Raw genomic sequence first — 18,683 nt, forward strand, 5'->3', positions numbered from 1 at the left:
TCAAGCGGCGGTGCAGAGTTCGTGAATGAACCGCATTTTCTCCAGCACCGGCCCGGCCAGTACGAACGGGTAGAGGTCGGGGTGGCCCATGGAGCGGTTCACCATGTTCAGCGACCAGGCCAGCGGTAGCCAGAGTTCGATGATGCGGTCGAAACCGGAGCGGCCCACCTGCGGACGGTCCATGGTCGCGCCCGCCGGGGCGAAGCCGAACGCGGCGGCGGTATCGAGGGTGTCGCGAATGTGTAGGTAGTGGGCGAAGGTTTCGGCCCAGTCCTCGGCCGGGTGCATGGTGGCGTACGAGGAAACGTAGCTCGATTCCCAGCCGGGCGGCGGACCGTCGGCGTAGTGCTTGTCCAGGGCCGCCTGATAGTCGGCGAAGGGGTCGCCGAACAGGGTGCGCGACCGGTCCATCTCGGCATCGGTGACCAGCACGGGGAAGAAATAGTGGCCGATCTCGTGCCGGAAGTGACCGAGCAGGGTGCGGTAGGGCTCGGACATCTCCACCCGCAACTGTTCGCGGTGCACGTCATCGCCCTCGGCGAGATCCAGTGTGATGACACCGTTCTCATGGCCGGTCATGACCTGGTGGTCGGCGCTGGCGAGCAGATCGAAGGCCAGGCCGAACTCCGGATCGGCGTGCCGGTCCACGATGGGCAGGCCGAGTTCGGTGAGTTCCACCAGCAGCCGGCGCTTGGCGGCCTCGGCCTCGGCGAAGGCGGGCAGCCAGTGCTCGTCCTGATCGGACGGGCGGGTGCGGGTGAGGCGACAGGATTCACACAGACCGGAGCCGCGCACCAGCCAATTGCATTGCGCCACATGCCGGTTGTCGCAGAGCCGGAAGGTGTTGGCGTCCACCACGCCATCCAGGTTGGGGTCGATGCCCTCGACCTGTGGATGATTGTGCACAGCTTCGGGGGCGGCATCCTTGGCCAGCACCAGCAGGGTGCGGTCGGCCAGGCTGAAACCCAGTGGGCTGCGGCAACTCAGGCACAGCGAGTTCTCGAAGGCCAATTGCTGACCGCAGTTCGGGCAGGCGAAATCGCGCATGTCACACCTCTATCGGGGCGACGTCGACGGAGACCCGAATGCTGCTCTCCTTGGCGTCGGTGTAGATGATGCCGCGCACCGGTGGCACGTCGGCGTAGTCGCGGCCCCAGGCCACGGTCACATAGCGTTCATCGGCGAATTGATTGTTGGTGGGATCGAAATCGACCCAGTGGCCCTCGGCGCTGCCGTCCGGCAGCCAGACCGCGGCCCAGGCGTGCGTGGCGTCCGCGCCGATCATGCGTTCCTTACCGGGCGGCGGATCGGTGGCGAGATAACCGGACACATAGCGGGCGGCCAGACCCAGCGAGCGCAGGCAGGCGATGCCGAGGCGGGCGAAATCCTGGCAGACGCCGCGCCGATCGGCGAAGACGTCCGCGACGCGGGTGCTGACATTGGTGGAACCGGATTCGTAGGTGAAATCGGTGTAGATGCGGGTGGTGAGTTCCTCGACGGCCTCGAGCAGCGGGCGGCCGGGCGGAAACGATTCGGCGGCATAGGCGGCGACCTCGGGAATGATCTCGGGCGGATTCAGATCGAGCGTGAATTCCACTGCGAGCGGACCGTTTTCGATGGACGGGCAGGCCTTCTCCCACGGGGCGGGCGCGGGCGGATCGGGCGGGTTGCGCACCTCGACCACCGATTCACCGGTCACCTCCAGGCGGCGATGATCGGCGGTGACATGGAAATACAGGGTGGTGTTGCCGTACACATCGGTGCCGACCGAGCGATCCGAGGGCACCGGATCGATGCGGATCTCGTGCGAGAGCAAACGCTGGCCCGGGAATTCGCGCGGGCTCAGATAGGCGCGGCCGTAGGAACTGGTGACCGCGTCCGAGTACACGTAGACGGTGCTGTGCATGACCCGATAGCGGCGCATCCTCACTCCACCACCCGGGTGGAGCCCCACAGCGGCTGGATCTCGCGCGGCACCGAAAGCCGTGTGGTCTCGAAGGATTCGGAGATCTTGCGCAGGCGCAGGTGCACACCGTCGAGCAGTTCGGCGAGTTCGGTGCGGCAGCCCGCGCCATCGGTGACCTCCAGATCGGCCGGGTCGACGCGACGCAGCATTCGCTGAGCATCGGTCAACAGCCGTTGCGGGCGCGAGGATCCCGAGGCGGCGGGCAGCGCGAGGAAGTCCGCCTCCAGGCGTTCGAGCTGATAGGCCAGCGAGCGCGGATTGCCCTCGTCGAAAAGCAGCAGGCCCGCGAGTGCGGCGACCCGCACCGAATCACCGTGCCGCCTGCGATAACTCACCGCCGAGACACTGGCCTGCAATACCGCCTCGGTCACCACCCGGGTGACCGGATCCGGATAGGAATCGGTGAGCGCGGCCGCGAGCAGGGACGACAGCGCCAGGCCGCGCTCCAGCCTGCGGCCGATATCCATCACATGCCAGCCGGTATCGCGCACGGTGGATTCCGCGTCGATCCCGGCCAGCGACAGCAGCGCGGCGAGCGAACGCGAATGCACCGCGGACAGCGCCGCACCCCGATCCCCGCGCGCGCCACGATATTCCGACAGCGCCCGGTCGATGGCGCCGAGAATCATCCAGGTATCCGGCGAAAGCTGGTCTCGCACAGCGCGAGCCGCCTTCCCGTAGCACTCGATCGCGAACGCCAGCGAACCCGGCAACTCCCGATCCACCGTCAGCGACACCAGATACCCGTGATCGCGCCGCGAAGCGCCCGGCAGCGCGATGGGCACCGTCGGCTGATCGGAGAACTCCCGCCGCCGCGCCACCGCGGACGACTCCGGCGACATGCCTTGGCTCTGCCACTGCCCACCTGAACCTTGGCTCTGCCCACCCTGGCTCTGGCTCTGCCCACCGAAACCCTGACTCTGGTTCTGCCCACCGGAACTCTGGCTCTGGCCTTGGCCGCCGGAGCCCTGAGTCTGCCCGCTCGAACCTTGACTCTGCGACAGGCCGCCTTCGCTCTGCCGTTGGTCGTTCGAATTCTGTTGCTGCCCGGCCGGATACGGATCAGCGCCAACGCGATCCGATGCCGGGCCGGTCGAATCCGATTGCGGCGGTGTCTTTCTCGGCGGGGGTGGGGTGGTGCCGGTCATGTGGCCCAGGGCGGCGATGAGGATGGGCATGGCGTCGGCGCCCTCCATCCAGGGGCGGTAGCGGTAGTCCTGGTAGCGGTCGTGGGTGGCGCCGAGCAGGCGGACGGCGGCTTCGGCGCGTTCGGCGTAGCGGCCCATCCAGAACAGGTCGTTCAGGACGCGCGGGGAGCTGATGACATCCGGGGTGGGGAGTACGGGGGCGCGGCGTTCGCGTTCCTCCGCGATCTCCACGGCGGGTACGGCGGCGGGGGCGGCGCGGACCCAGATGTCCTTGGCGGTGGCCTCGCCGATCATGCCGTCGGGGCCGGTGCGCTGATGCAGTTGGCCGAGTCCGCCCGCCATGACGCGATATCCGACCCGCCCGGCCAGCGAGAACAGCCGGACAGCGACCGGCGCGGCGGCGAGCTCGCCGGAACCGGCGACGGCGGGGGCCACCGAGAAACGGGCGGGTTCCTGGCCCACCCACTTCCAGCCCTCGGCGGTGATGCGATCACGCCATTCGGCGAGTTGCGGGCGGGTGAGCAGCGACCCGAAAACCGTGGAATCGTCGGCGGTGGAGCGCAATACCAGTCGCGGCAGGTCGGCGAGCAGTTTGGTGCGCTGGGAATCGTCTCCGCCCCAATAGGTTTCGACACTCGGCAGGATGAGCTCCTGATCCAGCAGCGCTCGGGAGAGCTCGGGCAGGAAGACCGCGAGCGCCGGACTCTCCAGCAGTCCGCTGCCGAGCGTATTGACCACGGTGACCGCACCGCGCCGCAGCACCTCGACCAATCCCACCACGCCCAGGCGCGAATCCGGCCGCAGATCCAGCGGATCGGAGAACTCCGCGTCCACGCGGCGCAAAACGACGTCCACCTGTTTGAGCGTGCCCAGTGAACGCATCCACAAACGTCCGTCGCGCACCACCAGGTCCGCGTTCTCCACCAGCGGGAAGCCCAGCACCGACGCCAGATACGCCTGATCGAAGGCGGTTTCGGAATGCGGGCCGGGGCTCAGCACCACCACGACCGGTTCCTCCGCCGCGCCGTGCGGCGCGGCCTCCACCAGCATCAGGCGCATCGCCCGCACGAATGGATTCAACGGCAGCGGGCTGGCCAGTTCGAATGCCTCCGGAATGGCCGCGGACACCACCCGCCGGTCCGCGAGCGCGTAACCCGCGCCGGACGGGGCCTGCGCCCAATCGGCCAGCACCCGGAAGCCGCCATCGCTGCGGCGACTGATATCGCAGGCGTGCAGGAACAGCTGATGCCGCCCGGGCAGCGAGATCCCGTGCGCCGCACGCATATAGCCGCGGTAGCCGAACACCACCTGCGGCGGCAGCAGGCCCGCGGTGAGGGTGCGGCGCGGTCCGTACACATCGGCGAGCAGCGCGTCCAGCAGCCGCGAACGCTGCACCACGCCCGCCTCCAGGCCCTGCCAGTCCGCGACGTCCAGCAGCAGCGGAATCGGGTCCAGCCGCCACGGTCGCGGTGCGGCGGGCTCATTCGCGTCGCCGCCGAGATCGGTGTAGGTGATGCCGTCGTCCTCGATGCGGCGGCGCACCCGGGCGTCCAGGGCGTGCAAACCGTCCCGGCCCTGCTCCAGGAATTCGGCGGAGAGTTCGGACCAGAGTGGGCGCAGGCGGCCGCCGTCGTTCACCAGTTCGTCGTAGTAGCCGTCGACGGGCAGGCCGACGGCGTCGAAGGAACCCGTATCGGCTGCCGCCGCACGGTATTTCGCGTACTCCCCGGCAGCTCCCACCGTCACCACTTTCAGCGTGTGCCTACCGGTCGCCACTACCCCAGACCGTGCGCGCCCGGCGTAGATCGAGGATCCCAGGCGCGCCGATGTCCGTGGCCTGTATGGCCATTTTGGCACGCAGATCCGCGATGTCGACCGGGCCGGAGGTATGCCCGGCCGGTTCGAAGCGCCGGTTGCGCCGCGATTGCGCCACCATCGCGTTCACCGGCGGCCCGGCATAGAACATGCCGCCCGGATGCGCGACGTGATAGGTGCAGCCGCCCCGGGACAGACCGGTCTCCAGATCCACCACGTCGAAGGTCAGCGGCGCGTCCACGGTGATGGTCGGATGCAGCGATTCCGGCGGCTGCCAGGCGCGATACCGCACCCCGCCGACCTGCACGTCGGCCTTGCCCGCGGCCATCAGCGGAATCGGGAAACCATTGCAGGTCACCACATATCGGCCGCGATCCGCGCCCGTCACCCGCACCTGCATGCGCTCCACCGAGGAATCCACATAGCGCGCGGTCCCGGCTGCGGTGGTCTGCTCACCGAGGGTGTTCCACGGTTCGATCGCGCCCCGCAGTTCCATTTCCACATCGCCGAGCACCACCGTCCCGAATCGGGGGAAGCGGAATTCGGAGAACGGTTCCAGCCAGCTGATATCGAATTCGATACCGTGCGAACGCAGATCGGCCACCACATCGGCGATATCGGCGGCCAGGAAATGCGGCAGCAGATAGCGCCCGTGCAGATTCGCCCCGTGCCGAATGAGCGGCGCGGTGTACGGCTGTTCCCAGAATCGCAGCACCAGCGCCCGCACCAGCAGCGATTGCACCATGGCCATCCGGAAATGCGGCGGCATCTCGAATCCGCGCAGCTCCACCAGCCCGAGCCGCCCGCGCGTGGAATCCGGGCTGTACAGCTTGTCGATACAGAATTCGGCGCGATGGGTGTTTCCGGTCAGATCGGTGAGCAGATGCCGCAGCGCCCGATCGACGACCCAGGGGGCGGCGGCGTTCTCGCGCGGGATCGCGCCCTGCGATCCGGACAGCACGCCGTCGTCATATCTCGCGTGACCGCCCGCTCCCCCGACGCCCGAAGTGGAATCGCGACTCAGGCGGGCGATCTCGGCGAACGCGATCTCCATTTCGTAGAGCGCCTCGACCCGGCCCTCATCGGCGCGCGGGGCCTGCGAGGTGGGGCCGATGAAGCGGCCGGAGAACAGGTACGACAGTGCGGGATGCCGCTGCCAGTAGCGCAGCATCGACACCAGCAGATCGGGGCGGCGCAGCATCGGCGAGCGCGCCGGGGTGGCCCCGCCCAGCGTGATGTGATTGCCGCCGCCGGTACCGCGATCGGTGCCGTCCACATCGAATGATTCGGTGCTCAGGCGCGCCAATCTGGCCTGTTCATAGAGGTTTTCGAGCAGCGTCGACTGTTCGGCGAAACTCGTCGTCGGCTGCACGTTCACCTCGATCACGCCCGGATCGGGGGTGATGGACAGCGATTGCAGCCGGTCATCCACCGGCGGGCCGTACCCCTCCAGCACGACGGGCCGACCGATGGCCAGCGCCGCCTCCTCGACGCGGCGCACCAGATCGCAGAACGCGCCGAACTCGGTCACCGGCGGCAGGAAGACGTACAGCCGATCATCGCGAATCTCCGCCACCAGCGCGGTGATCGGCGCGCGATCGGCCGATTCCACCACCGCGGACGGCTCATCCACCGCGAGCGGCAGGCGCGGTGCGAACGGATCCGCCTCCGGTCGCGCGGGCGGGGCCTGCCACGACACCGAACCCAGCGGCAACCGCAGTCCGGCGGGAGAATCCCCCTCCGTCAATATGATTCGCCCGCGCCGCAGCCGCCAGTCCGCACTGGCCCAGCCCGCCTCGTCCGCGCGGCGATACAGCGAGAGCACATACGCCGCCGGTGCGCCGACTCCGGAATCGAGTCGTGCCAGCAGTTCTCGCCGCGCCAGTGCCGAATCACGTTCCGGCGCAAGATCGTCCTCGCGGTCGACCGGATCGCCACTGGGCAGCGCCGCGTGCGCGGCCATCCGCAGCAGCGGATCCTCATATGCCGCCCGCACCTGCGACCGCGGCAGCCCCAGCCCGGCCACCACATGCGCGATCAGATCACGCGCGTCATCCACGCCGTCGTCGGCGCTCGAAGCGCTCCGGACAACCTCTCCCCCATCGTGTTCCAGCATCGAATCCCGATGCGCATTCGCCGCCGAATGCGGTGCACCGTTACCTGCGGCAGGATCGGCACGACCAGCACCGGATTCGAACGTGCCCGCCCCGGCGCGCGGAGCCTCCGTGCTGCCGCGCTGCACGGTATCGGAATCGGTGGCCGGATGGCGTGCACCGTTACCGGCATCGAGATCCGCGGAACCATCATCTGGAACGTCCCGGTCGCCGGACCCGGACGGGACCGATTCGGCCGACTCCGGATCTGCCTCGGCCGGCGGCTTCGCCGCGCTATCGCGTTGCGGCGCGGCGGAATCGATGCCGGGACTCGCGTCCGCCGAATGCGCTGCTAGCGCACCATCGGGATCGGTCCCGGGAGGTGCGGGAACAGTGTTATCCGGCTGCGGAGCAAGGGGATCCGGCCTGAGGTGCAGCGGGGTCGGCACGATGGGTGCGCCGAGCGCCTCGTTCGCCTGGCGGGCGCGGCGCTGTTCGCCGAGCAGGGCGGCGCGGCGTTCTTCGTTCGCGCGGCTTGCCCGGATCTGCTCATCGGTGGTGCGCGTCCCGGAGCGGTGCGCGACCTGGTTCAGCTGGGCGATCGGCGGGGAGAGCCAGGGGTCGGCGAGCAGTTCGGGGTGGGTCCACAGGGGTTCGCCGTCGGTGCGCCAGAGCAGCGCGATTTCCCAGCGGGGCAGCGGTTCTCCGGGGTACCACTTGCCCTGGCGGTATTGGGTGAGGCCGCGCGGGGCGTGGACGCGGCGCAGGCGCTGCGCCAAATCGGCCGCGCGCTCCCGCTTTCGGGGGCCGTCGGCGTCGGTGGTCCATTCCGGACCGGTCTGGTCGTCGAGGGAGACGAAGGTGGGTTCGCCGCCGAGGGTGAGATCGATGCCCGCGGCGTGCATGCGCGCATCCACGGCGGCGCCGGTCGCGGCGATGCGCTCCCATTGAATATCGCTGTAGGGCAGCGTTACTCGCGGATCCTCGTGAATGCGGTGCACCGTATTGGTGAAGTCGAGGGTGGCTTGGACCGGATCGGTCGCACCGGTGATGGGGGCGGAGGAGACCGGATGCGGGGTGGCGGCCAGCGGTATGTGACCCTCGCCCGCGAACAGGCCGGAGGTGGGGTCCAGGCCGATCCAGCCCGCACCGGGCAGGTACACCTCGGTCCAGGCGTGCAGATCGGTGAAGTCCGCCGGTGGTCCCGAGGGTCCGTCCAAAGACGGTACATCCTGGGCCAATTGGATGAGGTACCCGGAGACGAAGCGCGCGGCCAGCCCGTATTCGCGCAGAATGGATACCAGCAGCCAGGCCGAATCGCGGCAGGAGCCGAGTCCGGTCTCCAACGTGTGATCCGGTGTCTGCACACCGGGTTCGAGCCGGATGGTGTACCGAACGTCCTGGCACAGCGCCTGATTGAGGCCGATCAGGAATTCGATGGTGCGCGGTCCGTCATCGGGCCGATGCCGGGCGACCCAGTCGAGGACGGCTTTGCCTGGGCCGGAACCGGATTCGCCCTCGTCGACCGGGCGCAGATAGGCCTCGAGATCGGCGGCCAGCGCGGGAATGTAGGTGAACGGATAGTGTTCGGCGGCCTCTTCGACGAAGAAGTCGAAGGGGTTGACCACATCCATATCGGCGATCAGGCCGATGGTGATGGACAACTCCTGCGCCGGTTCCGGAAACACCAGGCGCGCCAGGAAGTTACCGAACGCGTCCTGCTGCCAGTTCACCCAGTGTTCGGCCGGGGTGACGTGCATCGAATACGACTGGATCGCGGTGCGCGTATGCGGCGCGGGTCGCAAACGAACCACGTGCGGATGGATCCGCACGGGGCGATCGAAGGTATAGGTGGTGCGATGTTCGAGGGAAACCCGAATCCCCATAGTCAAGTTCACCACGCCAGCCCGAGACACGCTGGCTTTATTCCCGACAGATCGGACGACACGCGGTGACCTCCCCCTGCTTGTCGGACCCGGGTGCTTGGATTTCGAGCAGACGGTTGAAGGAGGACGCATGAATTCCTGCCATGGAACGCTGATCGCACATGCCGACGGTTCGGCCGAGTGCACCGATTGGGCATGCGCGGATACCGATCGGCTACGCCACCCGTACCTGGCCGACTGCTCCGATATCGCGGGCGGCTGCGAATGCGTCGAGCCCGAGTTCAGCACCGGCCCGCAGACCCTCGCCGGGTGACTACTAGCCTGGTCAGGTGAGCTACGACCACGTGCTACTACCCTCCGGCGTCGCCGCGACGGCCGCCGAGATCGACGCGTTCCTGACCGCGCAGGATCGCCAACCCGCCGCCGAGCCGGTGGCCGCGATGGCCGCCGAGCTCGACGCGCGCAATGGTGAGCTCATCGAGGAGGACGCCTTCCTCGCCGCGCCCGCGGCGGACGGGGCGATGGGACAGGCGCTGTTCGTCTCCAGCCCGTATGACGCCATCGGCCATGTGCGCGCAATGCTTTTCGAGCTGGCGACCCCGCGCGGGTACGCCCTCTACGATCCGCAGCTGGCCTGGCTGATCGATCCGGCCGGTGCGGTGCCGGTATCGGTCTCGCACGGCGGTGCGGGCGATTTCCCCTATCTCACAAGCGAACTCGCACACCTGTGGGTGCCCGAACTCACCGCGCCCGGGCCGTACCTGATCGTGGAGAGCGGCGATCAGACCTACATCCAGACCTATCGGCATGAGAACGGCCGCTACGACGTGGAGTTCCGGGACGGTTCGCCGGACCGCCATTTCACCGTGCGAGTGGATGATCCGGCGACCGTCGCGGATCTGATCTGGTCGTGGACGCTCGGCGATCGGTCGAACTTCGATGCCCTGGATTGGCAGCGCATCACCTTCTGAGCTGGGCTTACCAGACAGGGCAATGGTTTAGCAACCATGCGACAAATCGGACATCGTGAGGTAAACCTTACCTAACCGATTTGTCGTTCCAGGTGCGCTCCGGCGCGCCCGGACCCAGCACGGAAGACCCGATGAAGTTCTCTCGATTCACGCCACTGGCGGGCGCATGCACCATCGCCGCCCTGGTCGGCGTCGCTGTACTCACCCCGACCAGCAGCACGGCGCAGGCCGCGCCCGCGGACGGCACGCTCGCCGAGGTGACCGTCAGCGATGTCGACTGCGCCACCGGCGCACCCACTTTCGACAATGTCATCACCGCTGCCGCTTCGGCGCTGCGCACCGTCGTACCGCCGACACAGCTGGTGGCATACGACCAGCAAGTGAATGAATTCCGGCAAACCGTGGCCGCCACCAGAATTCACCGCAACCTGCTGCCGGTCGATCCCGGCACCGTCGCGCAGCGGCTGGACGATATCGACGATCCGATCGTCACCTACATCGTGAACGGCCTGGACGCCGTGCGCACCGGGCGGATGGACACCACCGTCACCGTCTCCGAACTCACCGTGAACGACGCCATCGAGGTCTTCGTCCTCTCCAATCGGATCGTGCGAATTCCCACCCAGATGGCCGCGAATATGGTTCCGCGCGTGGGATATATGTTGCGCGGCATGGTCGGCGGCATGTTCAAGGGCGTGCACCGGATGGCGCGGGTTATTCAGGATCGCGTCGGCGATACCTGTAATCTGCCCAATTCTTATGCGCCGCTGGATCTCTCCTTCACCGATGACGAGATCTATCAGAGTTTCGACGTGCCCGCGCATATCGAGGATCTCGCGAATCAACTGGTGCTCGCGAACGACGATTGCCGCCCGGCGAGCGGTCTCAGCACCCGGCAGATATTCGAGCGGACCCGTACGTTTCTGGCGAACCATCCCGATCTGCCGGTCGATCGGGACTCATTGAACAATGCGCATGATTCGATTCAGGCATTCCTGCGCGACCATCACGTCGCGGGACCGCTGGTCATGCGTCCCGTCGAGGAGCTGGGGCCGATTCCCAATGCCATCGATTACGGGCCGCTGACCTTCCTCACCAATCTGGGATTCGATATCCAGCAGGGACGACTGCACGAAACCGTGCCGCTCGCCGATGTTTCCATCGAGAACTCCGGGGACCTGGCATACGCGACACTGGACAGCGCGAGCCTGCTCATCAGCCTGGCGAGCATGGCGGCGGGAATCGGCGGTATCGCCAGCTCAGCGGTGCTGACGCCGATCAATATCGCCAAGGTTATGGCCTTCGCTCCGGCCAAATACGGGTGGCCGATCATGCGCGGGGTACTGCGGTCGATGTGCGCGGCCGAATAACAACAGCGTCTCGATTCGGGATTGGGCACCCGGGAGATTAAGTCTGCGCGGCCGAAGGAACGCTAGCCTTTCACTAATTTCCTGCGGTGCCGTTCCCCCCGAGCGAGGAGAGAACTGTGAAGCTACGCCCGAAGAAAGCGACTCCGAGGCTGCGTAAGAGCCTGGCGGTACTCGCCGGAATAGCCGCCGCGCTGGCCGCGGTAGTCGCTTTGCACGCCACGGGGGCGGGCGCGGATATACCCAGGAACAGTCAGCACATTCCCTGTCCACAACCGGCGGCATTGGCTCCGCCGGTATGGACATAGACAACTCTCGTAACCGCCGCCCTTAAAGGGCGCGGCGGCCGGAAAGTGCTCGGCCCAGGGTCAATTCGTCGGCGAATTCGAGGTCTCCGCCCATGGGGAGGCCCGAGGCCAGGCGGGTGACGCTGAGGCCGGGAAAATCGCGGAGCATGCGGACCAGGTAGGTCGCGGTGGCTTCGCCCTCGGTGTTCGGATCGGTGGCGATGATGACTTCGCTGACGTCGATGCCGTCTTCCTGGTTGCCGATGCGCTGCAGCAGTTCCCGAATGCGGAGCTGATCGGGGCCGATGCCGGACAACGGGTCCAGGGCTCCGCCCAAGACGTGATAGCGGCCGCGGAATTCGCGGGTGCGCTCGATGGCCTGCACGTCCTTGGGCTCCTCGACCACGCAGATCATGGTGCGATCGCGGCGCGGGTCGGAGCAGATCCGGCACAGTTCACCATCGGAGACGGTGCCGCAGACGGCACAGAAACGCACTCCGTCGCGCACCTTCTGCAGGGCCGCCTGGAGCCGGTCGATCTCCGGCGGTTCCACGCCGAGTAGGTGAAACGCGATGCGCTGTGCGCTCTTCGGACCTACACCGGGCAGTTTGCCCAGCTCGTCGATGAGATCCTGAACCGGACCCTCGTACACGCCTCCACCTTCCCGTGGCCGAAACCGCCCGGCCGTATTCCTGCCCGAAACCCGGACGCGGTCATATCAGCCGGGCAGCGCCTATCTCAGCAGCCCGGGCTCAGAAACCCGGCAGCGCCCCGCCGGGTCCGCCGAGACCGCCGGCCAGCGGGCCGAGCCGATCGGCGGCCAGCTGCTGGGCATTCTCCATGGCCGCGTTGAGCGCGCCGATGACCAGGTCCTGCAGGGTGTCCACATCCTCGGGATCGACCACCTTGGGATCGATGGTCAGCGCCAGCACCTCACCGGTGGCGCGGATCCGAGCGCGCACCAGGCCACCGCCCGCCTCGCCCTCGACCTCGGACTCCGCGATCTCCTGCTGTGCGGCCATCACGGCTGCCTGCATCTGCTGCGCCTGGGCCATCAACTGCTGGATATCGAACTCTCCACCGGGTTGCACGGCGTGTCCTCTCTGCGGGGGAAGTAACGGTGCCCAGCCTAGTCGTCGTTCCGCGCGGCGCTCTTGACTCTCCCCCGGTGGGAGAGTGTTCGCTGAAGGCATGACAGCGACGGTTCCGATCGGGGAGTTCTCCCGGCTCAGCTATCTCAGCGTGAAAGCGCTGCGCTACTACCACGAGATCGAATTGCTGCCGCCCGCCCTGGTGGATCCGAGCACCGGGTACCGGTTCTATTCGACCGATCAGGTGGAGCGGGCGCATCTGATCCGGCGTTTGCGCGAGCTGAATATGCCGGTGCCGGAGATCAAAGCGGTGCTGGACGCGCCGGATCGCGGGACACGCGATGCCGCACTGCGCGCACATCTCGAGCGCATGGAAGCCGAACTCGCCCGCACCCGTGATGTGGTGGCCTCGCTGCGGACGCTGCTGTTGCCGCCCGGCGCCGAGCCGCTGAAGGTCGAATATCGTTCCGTCCCCAGCTTTCCCGCGCTCGCGATCGCCGAGGTGGTCTCCCGCGACGGCATCGATGTCTGGTGCGACACCAGTTTCGGCACGCTGTACCAGGCATTGGAGGCCGCGGGCATCGCACCGGACGGCCCCGGCAGCGCGACCTACGCCATGGAGTTCTTCGAGAACGATCGCGGTGAGGTGGTGGCCTTCGTGCCGATCGCACCCGCCGATCGGGAGCGCTGCGCCGCGCTCGGCACGGTGATCGATCTGCCCGCCCGCCGGTTCGCGGTGGCGGTGCACCTGGGTCCGTTCACCGACTTCGACCGCACCTACGGCGCACTGGGCAGCTATGTCGCCGAACATGACTCGGCGCTCGCGGAACCCGTCCGCGAACGCTATCTGGCCGGTCCCGGCGATGTCGCCGAGACCGACTACATCACCGAAATCTGCTGGCCCATCGGCCGGCTCTGAACAGGAGAACCGCCATGCCATTGACCATCGCCAATATCACCGTCGACTGCGACAACGCCGCCGAGCTGGCCGGATTCTGGGCGCAGCTGCTGGAGCGCACCGTGGATCCGGACGCCAACCGGGAATTCGCCACGGTGGGGCAGAGCACCGGCGTCACCCCGACGCTCATGTTCATCCGGGTGCCGGACAAGACGCCGGGCAAGAATGTGGTGCATCTCGATCTGCACGGCGAGGACCTCGCCAAGCAGATCGAGCGCGCGGTTGCCCTCGGCGCCAAGCACATCGCCGATTTCGACGAGTACGGCATCAAGTGGTCGACGCTCGCCGACCCCGAGGGCAACCTCTTCGATATCGCCGGTTAGGAAAGTTCCCGCTTCAGGTTCTCCAGCACCTCGGCCTGGATCTTCTTCAGGCCGAGCGGTGCGAAGATGCCCTCGAAGATGCCGCCGATCCCGCCCGCGCCCTTCCAGCTGGTGCGCGTGGTGACCAGCGAACCGCTGCCCTGCGGGGTCACGGTCCAGGTGGTCACCATGGAGGAGTTCGAATCCCGTTCGGTCACCATGGAATCCGACACCGAGACGGTGGCGTGCACATTGCGCGACCGCTTCTCGGTGGCCTTGAGCGTCCAATCCACCACGGTGCCCGCACCCTTGCCGCCCTCGACCACCTTGTAGTCCAGGTAGTGCGCGGAGTTGATGCGCGGCCGCACCGATTCGTAGTCCGCGATCGCCTCGAGGGTGCGCTGCGGATCCGCCGTCACGACGATCGAACTGGAGGCGCTGACCTGTCCCACCATGTGCTCCTTAAGTTCCCGGCTGTACTGTTCCGCCTCCGGAGACTTTAGCCCCAGCCCCAGCCACACAACACTTTCAGATTCGGTTCCGCGTCGAGCTAACCGGCGATCAGCAGGCCGGCCACGGCCAGCGTCGTCGCGGTCACCGCGAGCACGAGACCGGTGAACACGAAGCGGCGCATCGGAACGCGGACCCCGTAGGCGCGGCAGAACTCCAGGCAGAGCAGGGTGGCCAGGGAACCCCACGGCAGCACGATCGGTCCGACGTTCGAGCCGATCAGCAAGGCCAGCAATTGATTTCGATTGCCGTCCGGGATCACGGCCTCACCGGCGGTGTAGGCGGGCAGGTTGTTCACGATATTGGACAGGCCCGCGCCCGCACCCGCCGCGCGGAAGGCACCGGACGTTCCCGGATCGTCGCCGATCAATCCGTGCATCAGATGCGAGAGACCGAAGCGGCTCAGGGTGGGCACCACCAGGAAGAGTCCGGTGACGAATACCAGCAGCTGCCAGGGGAACAGCGACGGCCGCAGCACCGAGCGGTCGAAGATCGCGAACGCCACCAGGGCGATCAGCGCCGCGGCGGCGGCCGCGTAACCGATGTGATCACCGGCCAGCGGAATCGACACCACGAAGGCTAGGCACGCCCCGCTGGTCGACCACAGCAGCCAGCGTTCCCGGGAATCGGCCGGGCGCACCGGTTCCGGCACCACGTAGCGATCCGCGCCGCGCCGCGAACGCCGCCAATAGAACACCCACAGGCACACCATGGTGGCGGTCGTCGACAGCAGTTGCGGCAGCCACATGCGACCGGCGAAGCCGGTGACGTCGAGGCCGACGCGGTCGGCGGCAAGCAGATTGGTGAGATTCGAGACCGGCAGCAACAGGCTCGCGGTATTGGCCAGCCACAGCGTGGTCATGGCCAGCGGCAGCGGGGCGATGCGCGCCGGAATCGCGAGGGCGAGCATGACCGGGGTGAGCAGGACCGCGGTGGTGTCGAGATTGAGCACGACGGTGGTCACCGTGGCGAAGAGCCCGCACAGTAGGAACAACGCGGCGTAGTCGCCGCCCGCGACGATCGCGAGCCGATGCGCGATCACATCGAATACCTTGGCGGCGCGGGCCAGTTCGGCCAGCACGATCACGCTGCCGAGAAACAGCAGCAGTGGCGCGATGCGCCGCATATTGTCCGCCGCCTCGGCGCGGGGTAGCAATCCGGTTGCCACGCAGAGTAATCCGGCGGCCAGCAGCGCCAGCCGGACTTTATCCAGGTTGCTCGGACGCCAGCGCACCGGCCTATTCAAGCAGTGGCGGGCCGGGAACCGCTGTTCGGCCCCCGAGCCGCCGCCGCGATCGGTGGTCCCGGAAAAGGCCGGAAAAACTCCGGGGAAAAAATCCCCCGGATAGTTAGCTCTAGTAACTATAATCACCGGGATAACGGGAATAGACTCGATATGCGGCTGGTAGCGGGTGTTGATGCGTATGCAAACTGTGCGTGAAAAACCGCCCCGCCGGTGTGCTCCTGCTGGCCGTACCGGTCGGTGCAGGCTAGCGTTCCGGGGGTGGCAGTGAGTCTGTTGGGGAAGGCCGGCCGTACCACGGCTGTGCGGGAATCAGGGTTCGCAGCGCATCAGGCAGGGGTCGATCGGCTACTCGCTTCGTATCGAGCCATCCCGCCCGATGCGAATGTCCGGCTGGCCAAGAAGACCTCCAATCTGTTTCGCGCCCGGGCCAAGAACACCGCGCCCGGACTCGACGTTTCCGGATTGACACAGGTCATCGCGGTCGACCGGCATAACAAAACCGCCGATGTGGCGGGCATGACCACCTATGAGGATCTGGTCGCGGTCACCCTGCAATACGGGCTCGCGCCGCTGGTGGTGCCGCAGCTCAAAACCATCACCCTGGGCGGCGCGGTCACCGGACTCGGGATCGAGTCGACCTCGTTCCGCAATGGGCTCCCGCACGAATCCGTGCTGGAGATCGATGTGCTCACCGGGGCGGGCGAGATCATCACCGCCACCCCGGACGGCGAATACGCGGACCTGTTCCGCGGCTTCCCGAACTCGTACGGCACACTCGGCTACTCCACCCGCCTGAAGATCCAGCTCGAAGCGGTCGAACCCTATGTGGCACTGCGCCACATAAGGTTTCATGAATTGCGGGAGCTGGAAACAACCATGGCGCAGATCATCGCGGACCGCTCGTACGCCGGGGAGCGGGTCGACTACCTCGACGGCGTGGTGTTCACCGCCGACGAGAGCTACCTGGTGCTCGGCCGCCAGACCGATGAACCCGGACCGGTCAGCGACTACACCGATATGGACATCTTCTACCGGTCCATCCAGCACGACTCGAACGAACCCAAGCGCGACCGCCTGACCATCTCGGACTACCTGTGGCGCTGGGACACCGACTGGTTCTGGTGCTCACGGGCTTTCGGGGCGCAGCACCCGAAGATCCGGCGCTTGTGGCCGAAGCAGTACCGGCGCAGCAGTTTCTACTGGAAGCTCATCGGACTCGACCAGAAATACCATATCGGCGACCGCATGGAGGCCCGGCAGGGCAACCTGCCTCGCGAACGCGTGGTGCAGGACATCGAGGTGCCCATCGAACGCACCGCGGACTTCCTGCACTGGTTCCTGCGCGAGATACCGATCGAACCGATCTGGTTGTGCCCCTTGCGATTGCGCGACTCCGGCGGACCGGAGCGGCCGTGGCCGCTCTACCCGCTGGAACCCGATCGCACCTATGTGAACGTCGGCTTCTGGTCGGCCGTGCCGACCCGGCCGGGACAGCAGGAGGGCGCGGCCAACCGCGCCATCGAGAAGCAGGTGTCCGCGCTCGACGGGCACAAATCCCTCTACTCGGACTCCTACTACGAGCAGGACGAGTTCGCCGAGCTCTACTACGGCGGCAAGACCTACGCCCAACTCAAAGCAACCTACGACCCGGATTCTCGTTTACTGGATCTGTATTCGAAGGCGGTGCAACGCAAGTGACCACGTTCAAGGATCGTTCCGACGTATTCGCCGAGCTCGGAACAAAACTCACCATTGCCGAGATCTTCGAGACCCTCATCGAGGGCCCGATGCCGATCCGCTTCACCGCGTACGACGGCAGCAGCACCGGCCCCGAGGACTCCGAGTTCGGCCTGGAGATCATCCATCCGCGCGGCGTCAACTATGTGGCCAACGCACCCGGCGATCTGGGCATGGCACGCGCATACATCTCCGGCGACATGATCGCGCACGGCGTGCACGCGGGCGACCCGTACGAACTGCTGAAAGCCATGGCGGGCTTGAAGTTCCGGCGGCCCACCGCCATGCAGCTGGTCGTCATCGCGCGCTCACTGGGCTGGGAACTGCTCAAGCCGGTCGCGCCGCCGCCGCAGGAGACGCTGCCGCGCTGGCGACGCATCGCGTTGGAAGGACTGCGGCACAGCAAGACTCGTGACGCCGAGGCGATCCACCACCACTACGACGTCTCGAACACCTTCTACGAGTACGTACTCGGCTCGTCCATGACCTACACCTGCGCGGTGTACGAGGACGAGCAGTGGAGCCTGGAACAGGCGCAGGAGAACAAGTACCGGCTCGTCTTCGACAAGCTGAATCTGAAGGCCGGGGACCGGCTGCTCGATATCGGCTGCGGCTGGGGCGGCATGGTGCGCTACGCCGCCAAGCGCGGCGTAAAGGTCATCGGCGCAACGCTTTCCGCCGAACAGGCGGAATGGGCGCAACAGAAGATCGCCGAAGAGGGCCTGACCGAACTCGCCGAGGTGCGGCATTCGGACTACCGCGATGTGCGCGAGGGCGATTTCGACGCCGTCTCCTCCATCGGGCTCACCGAGCACATCGGCGTGCACAACTACCCGGCCTACTTCGAATTCATCAAATCCAAGCTGCGGGTCGGCGGCACCTTCCTCAACCACTCCATCACCCGGCCGGAGAACACCCGCACCACCAAGGCGGGCGACTTCATCGACCGCTACGTCTTCCCCGACGGGGAGCTAGCGGGCTCCGGGCGCATCATCTCCGATATCCAGAACGTGGGTCTCGAGGTGCTGCACGAGGAGAACCTGCGACAGCACTACGCGCTCACCCTCGCCGAATGGTGCGAGAACCTGGTGAAGAACTGGGAAGCCGCCGTCGACGAGGTCGGCGAGGGCACCGCCAAGGTGTGGGGCCTGTACATGGCGGGCTGCCAGCTCGGCTTCGAACGCAATGTGGTGCAGCTGCACCAGGTGCTGGGCGTCAAGCTCGGCGACGATCAGGCCTGGACGGTTCCGCTGCGCCCGTGGTGGAAGGCCTAGCCACCAACGACGGTGTTGCCCCCGGCGGCAAT

General features: G+C 66.8%; 15 protein-coding genes. 7 read left to right on the forward strand and 8 right to left on the reverse strand.

Translation table 11 applies throughout. The features are described from left to right. The 4 genes from ACFVUS_RS19855 to ACFVUS_RS19870 are packed head-to-tail and all read right to left on the reverse strand — an operon-like array spanning position 1 to position 8,908. Entirely contained in the window at positions 1-1,047 is a 1,047-nt protein-coding gene (locus ACFVUS_RS19855; RefSeq protein WP_387767996.1) for a putative zinc-binding metallopeptidase, read from the reverse strand. 1 nt (position 1,048) lies between these two features. Continuing rightward, positions 1,049-1,924, reverse strand: a complete 876-nt coding sequence (locus ACFVUS_RS19860; RefSeq protein WP_387767999.1) for a transglutaminase N-terminal domain-containing protein — start codon at positions 1,922-1,924, stop codon at positions 1,049-1,051. A gap of 2 nt (positions 1,925-1,926) precedes the next feature. Next, positions 1,927-4,860 (reverse strand): circularly permuted type 2 ATP-grasp protein, encoded by a 2,934-nt coding sequence (locus ACFVUS_RS19865; RefSeq protein ID WP_387768002.1) that lies wholly within the window; start codon positions 4,858-4,860, stop codon positions 1,927-1,929. A gap of 16 nt (positions 4,861-4,876) precedes the next feature. Further along, complete coding sequence (locus ACFVUS_RS19870; protein WP_387768005.1) at positions 4,877-8,908, reverse strand: transglutaminase family protein; 4,032 nt, start codon at positions 8,906-8,908, stop codon at positions 4,877-4,879. 130 nt (positions 8,909-9,038) lie between these two features. Between ACFVUS_RS19870 and ACFVUS_RS19875 the strand changes: the two genes are divergently transcribed. The 3 genes from ACFVUS_RS19875 to ACFVUS_RS19885 all read left to right on the forward strand — a co-directional run bounded on the left by ACFVUS_RS19875 (position 9,039) and on the right by ACFVUS_RS19885 (position 11,249). Then, a complete protein-coding gene (locus ACFVUS_RS19875) occupies positions 9,039-9,221 on the forward strand; it encodes a hypothetical protein (protein WP_364637368.1) in 183 nt (60 codons plus the stop codon). A 16-nt stretch (positions 9,222-9,237) separates the two neighbouring features. After that, positions 9,238-9,879 (forward strand): hypothetical protein, encoded by a 642-nt coding sequence (locus ACFVUS_RS19880; protein WP_387768009.1) that lies wholly within the window; start codon positions 9,238-9,240, stop codon positions 9,877-9,879. A 131-nt stretch (positions 9,880-10,010) separates the two neighbouring features. Then, positions 10,011-11,249, forward strand: coding sequence for a hypothetical protein (locus ACFVUS_RS19885; RefSeq protein ID WP_387768012.1), 1,239 nt, complete (start codon positions 10,011-10,013; stop codon positions 11,247-11,249). 327 nt (positions 11,250-11,576) lie between these two features. Here the strand turns inward: ACFVUS_RS19885 and recR are convergent, their stop codons facing one another. Together recR and ACFVUS_RS19895 are read right to left on the reverse strand one after the other, a co-directional pair. Then, the gene (gene recR / locus ACFVUS_RS19890) at positions 11,577-12,185 is read right to left on the reverse strand and encodes a recombination mediator RecR (RefSeq protein WP_364637364.1); all 609 of its coding nucleotides are present in this window, start codon (positions 12,183-12,185) and stop codon (positions 11,577-11,579) included. Between the two features lie 100 nt (positions 12,186-12,285). After that, positions 12,286-12,624, reverse strand: a complete 339-nt coding sequence (locus tag ACFVUS_RS19895) for a YbaB/EbfC family nucleoid-associated protein (protein ID WP_364637362.1) — start codon at positions 12,622-12,624, stop codon at positions 12,286-12,288. Positions 12,625-12,724: 100 nt separating this feature from the next. Between ACFVUS_RS19895 and ACFVUS_RS19900 the strand changes: the two genes are divergently transcribed. Both ACFVUS_RS19900 and ACFVUS_RS19905 read left to right on the forward strand, forming a co-directional pair. Next, a complete protein-coding gene (locus ACFVUS_RS19900) occupies positions 12,725-13,543 on the forward strand; it encodes a MerR family transcriptional regulator (RefSeq protein ID WP_387768017.1) in 819 nt (272 codons plus the stop codon). A 14-nt stretch (positions 13,544-13,557) separates the two neighbouring features. Further along, positions 13,558-13,905: a VOC family protein gene (locus ACFVUS_RS19905; RefSeq protein WP_364637358.1), complete on the forward strand. Its 348-nt coding sequence runs from the start codon at positions 13,558-13,560 to the stop codon at positions 13,903-13,905. On the opposite strand, the gene ACFVUS_RS19910 is transcribed toward ACFVUS_RS19905, so the two are convergent. Continuing rightward, positions 13,902-14,336: an SRPBCC family protein gene (locus tag ACFVUS_RS19910; RefSeq protein WP_387768020.1), complete on the reverse strand. Its 435-nt coding sequence runs from the start codon at positions 14,334-14,336 to the stop codon at positions 13,902-13,904. The genes ACFVUS_RS19905 and ACFVUS_RS19910 overlap by 4 nt on opposite strands. Before the next feature lie 98 nt (positions 14,337-14,434). Further along, positions 14,435-15,628, reverse strand: a complete 1,194-nt coding sequence (locus ACFVUS_RS19915; protein ID WP_387768023.1) for an SLC13 family permease — start codon at positions 15,626-15,628, stop codon at positions 14,435-14,437. A 276-nt stretch (positions 15,629-15,904) separates the two neighbouring features. Here ACFVUS_RS19915 and ACFVUS_RS19920 point away from each other — a divergent pair, with 276 nt between their 5' ends. Next, positions 15,905-17,338, forward strand: coding sequence for an FAD-binding oxidoreductase (locus tag ACFVUS_RS19920; protein ID WP_387770029.1), 1,434 nt, complete (start codon positions 15,905-15,907; stop codon positions 17,336-17,338). Further along, a complete protein-coding gene (locus tag ACFVUS_RS19925) occupies positions 17,335-18,651 on the forward strand; it encodes a class I SAM-dependent methyltransferase (protein WP_387768026.1) in 1,317 nt (438 codons plus the stop codon). The genes ACFVUS_RS19920 and ACFVUS_RS19925 overlap by 4 nt, the downstream gene beginning before the upstream one ends. Positions 18,652-18,683 lie beyond the last annotated feature (32 nt).

Origin of the sequence: Nocardia sp. NPDC058058 (assembly GCF_042885355.1) — a bacterium.
GTDB lineage: Bacteria > Actinomycetota > Actinomycetes > Mycobacteriales > Mycobacteriaceae > Nocardia.

Coding starts and splice junctions, on each gene's coding strand:
- ACFVUS_RS19900 (WP_387768017.1), top strand. CDS start 12,725: ATGACAGCGACGGTTCCGATCGGGGAGTTCTCCCGGCTCAGCTATCTC.
- ACFVUS_RS19875 (WP_364637368.1), top strand. CDS start 9,039: ATGAATTCCTGCCATGGAACGCTGATCGCACATGCCGACGGTTCGGCC.
- ACFVUS_RS19870 (WP_387768005.1), bottom strand. CDS start 8,908: ATGGGGATTCGGGTTTCCCTCGAACATCGCACCACCTATACCTTCGAT.
- ACFVUS_RS19855 (WP_387767996.1), bottom strand. CDS start 1,047: ATGCGCGATTTCGCCTGCCCGAACTGCGGTCAGCAATTGGCCTTCGAG.
- ACFVUS_RS19860 (WP_387767999.1), bottom strand. CDS start 1,924: ATGCGCCGCTATCGGGTCATGCACAGCACCGTCTACGTGTACTCGGAC.
- ACFVUS_RS19885 (WP_387768012.1), top strand. CDS start 10,011: ATGAAGTTCTCTCGATTCACGCCACTGGCGGGCGCATGCACCATCGCC.
- ACFVUS_RS19905 (WP_364637358.1), top strand. CDS start 13,558: ATGCCATTGACCATCGCCAATATCACCGTCGACTGCGACAACGCCGCC.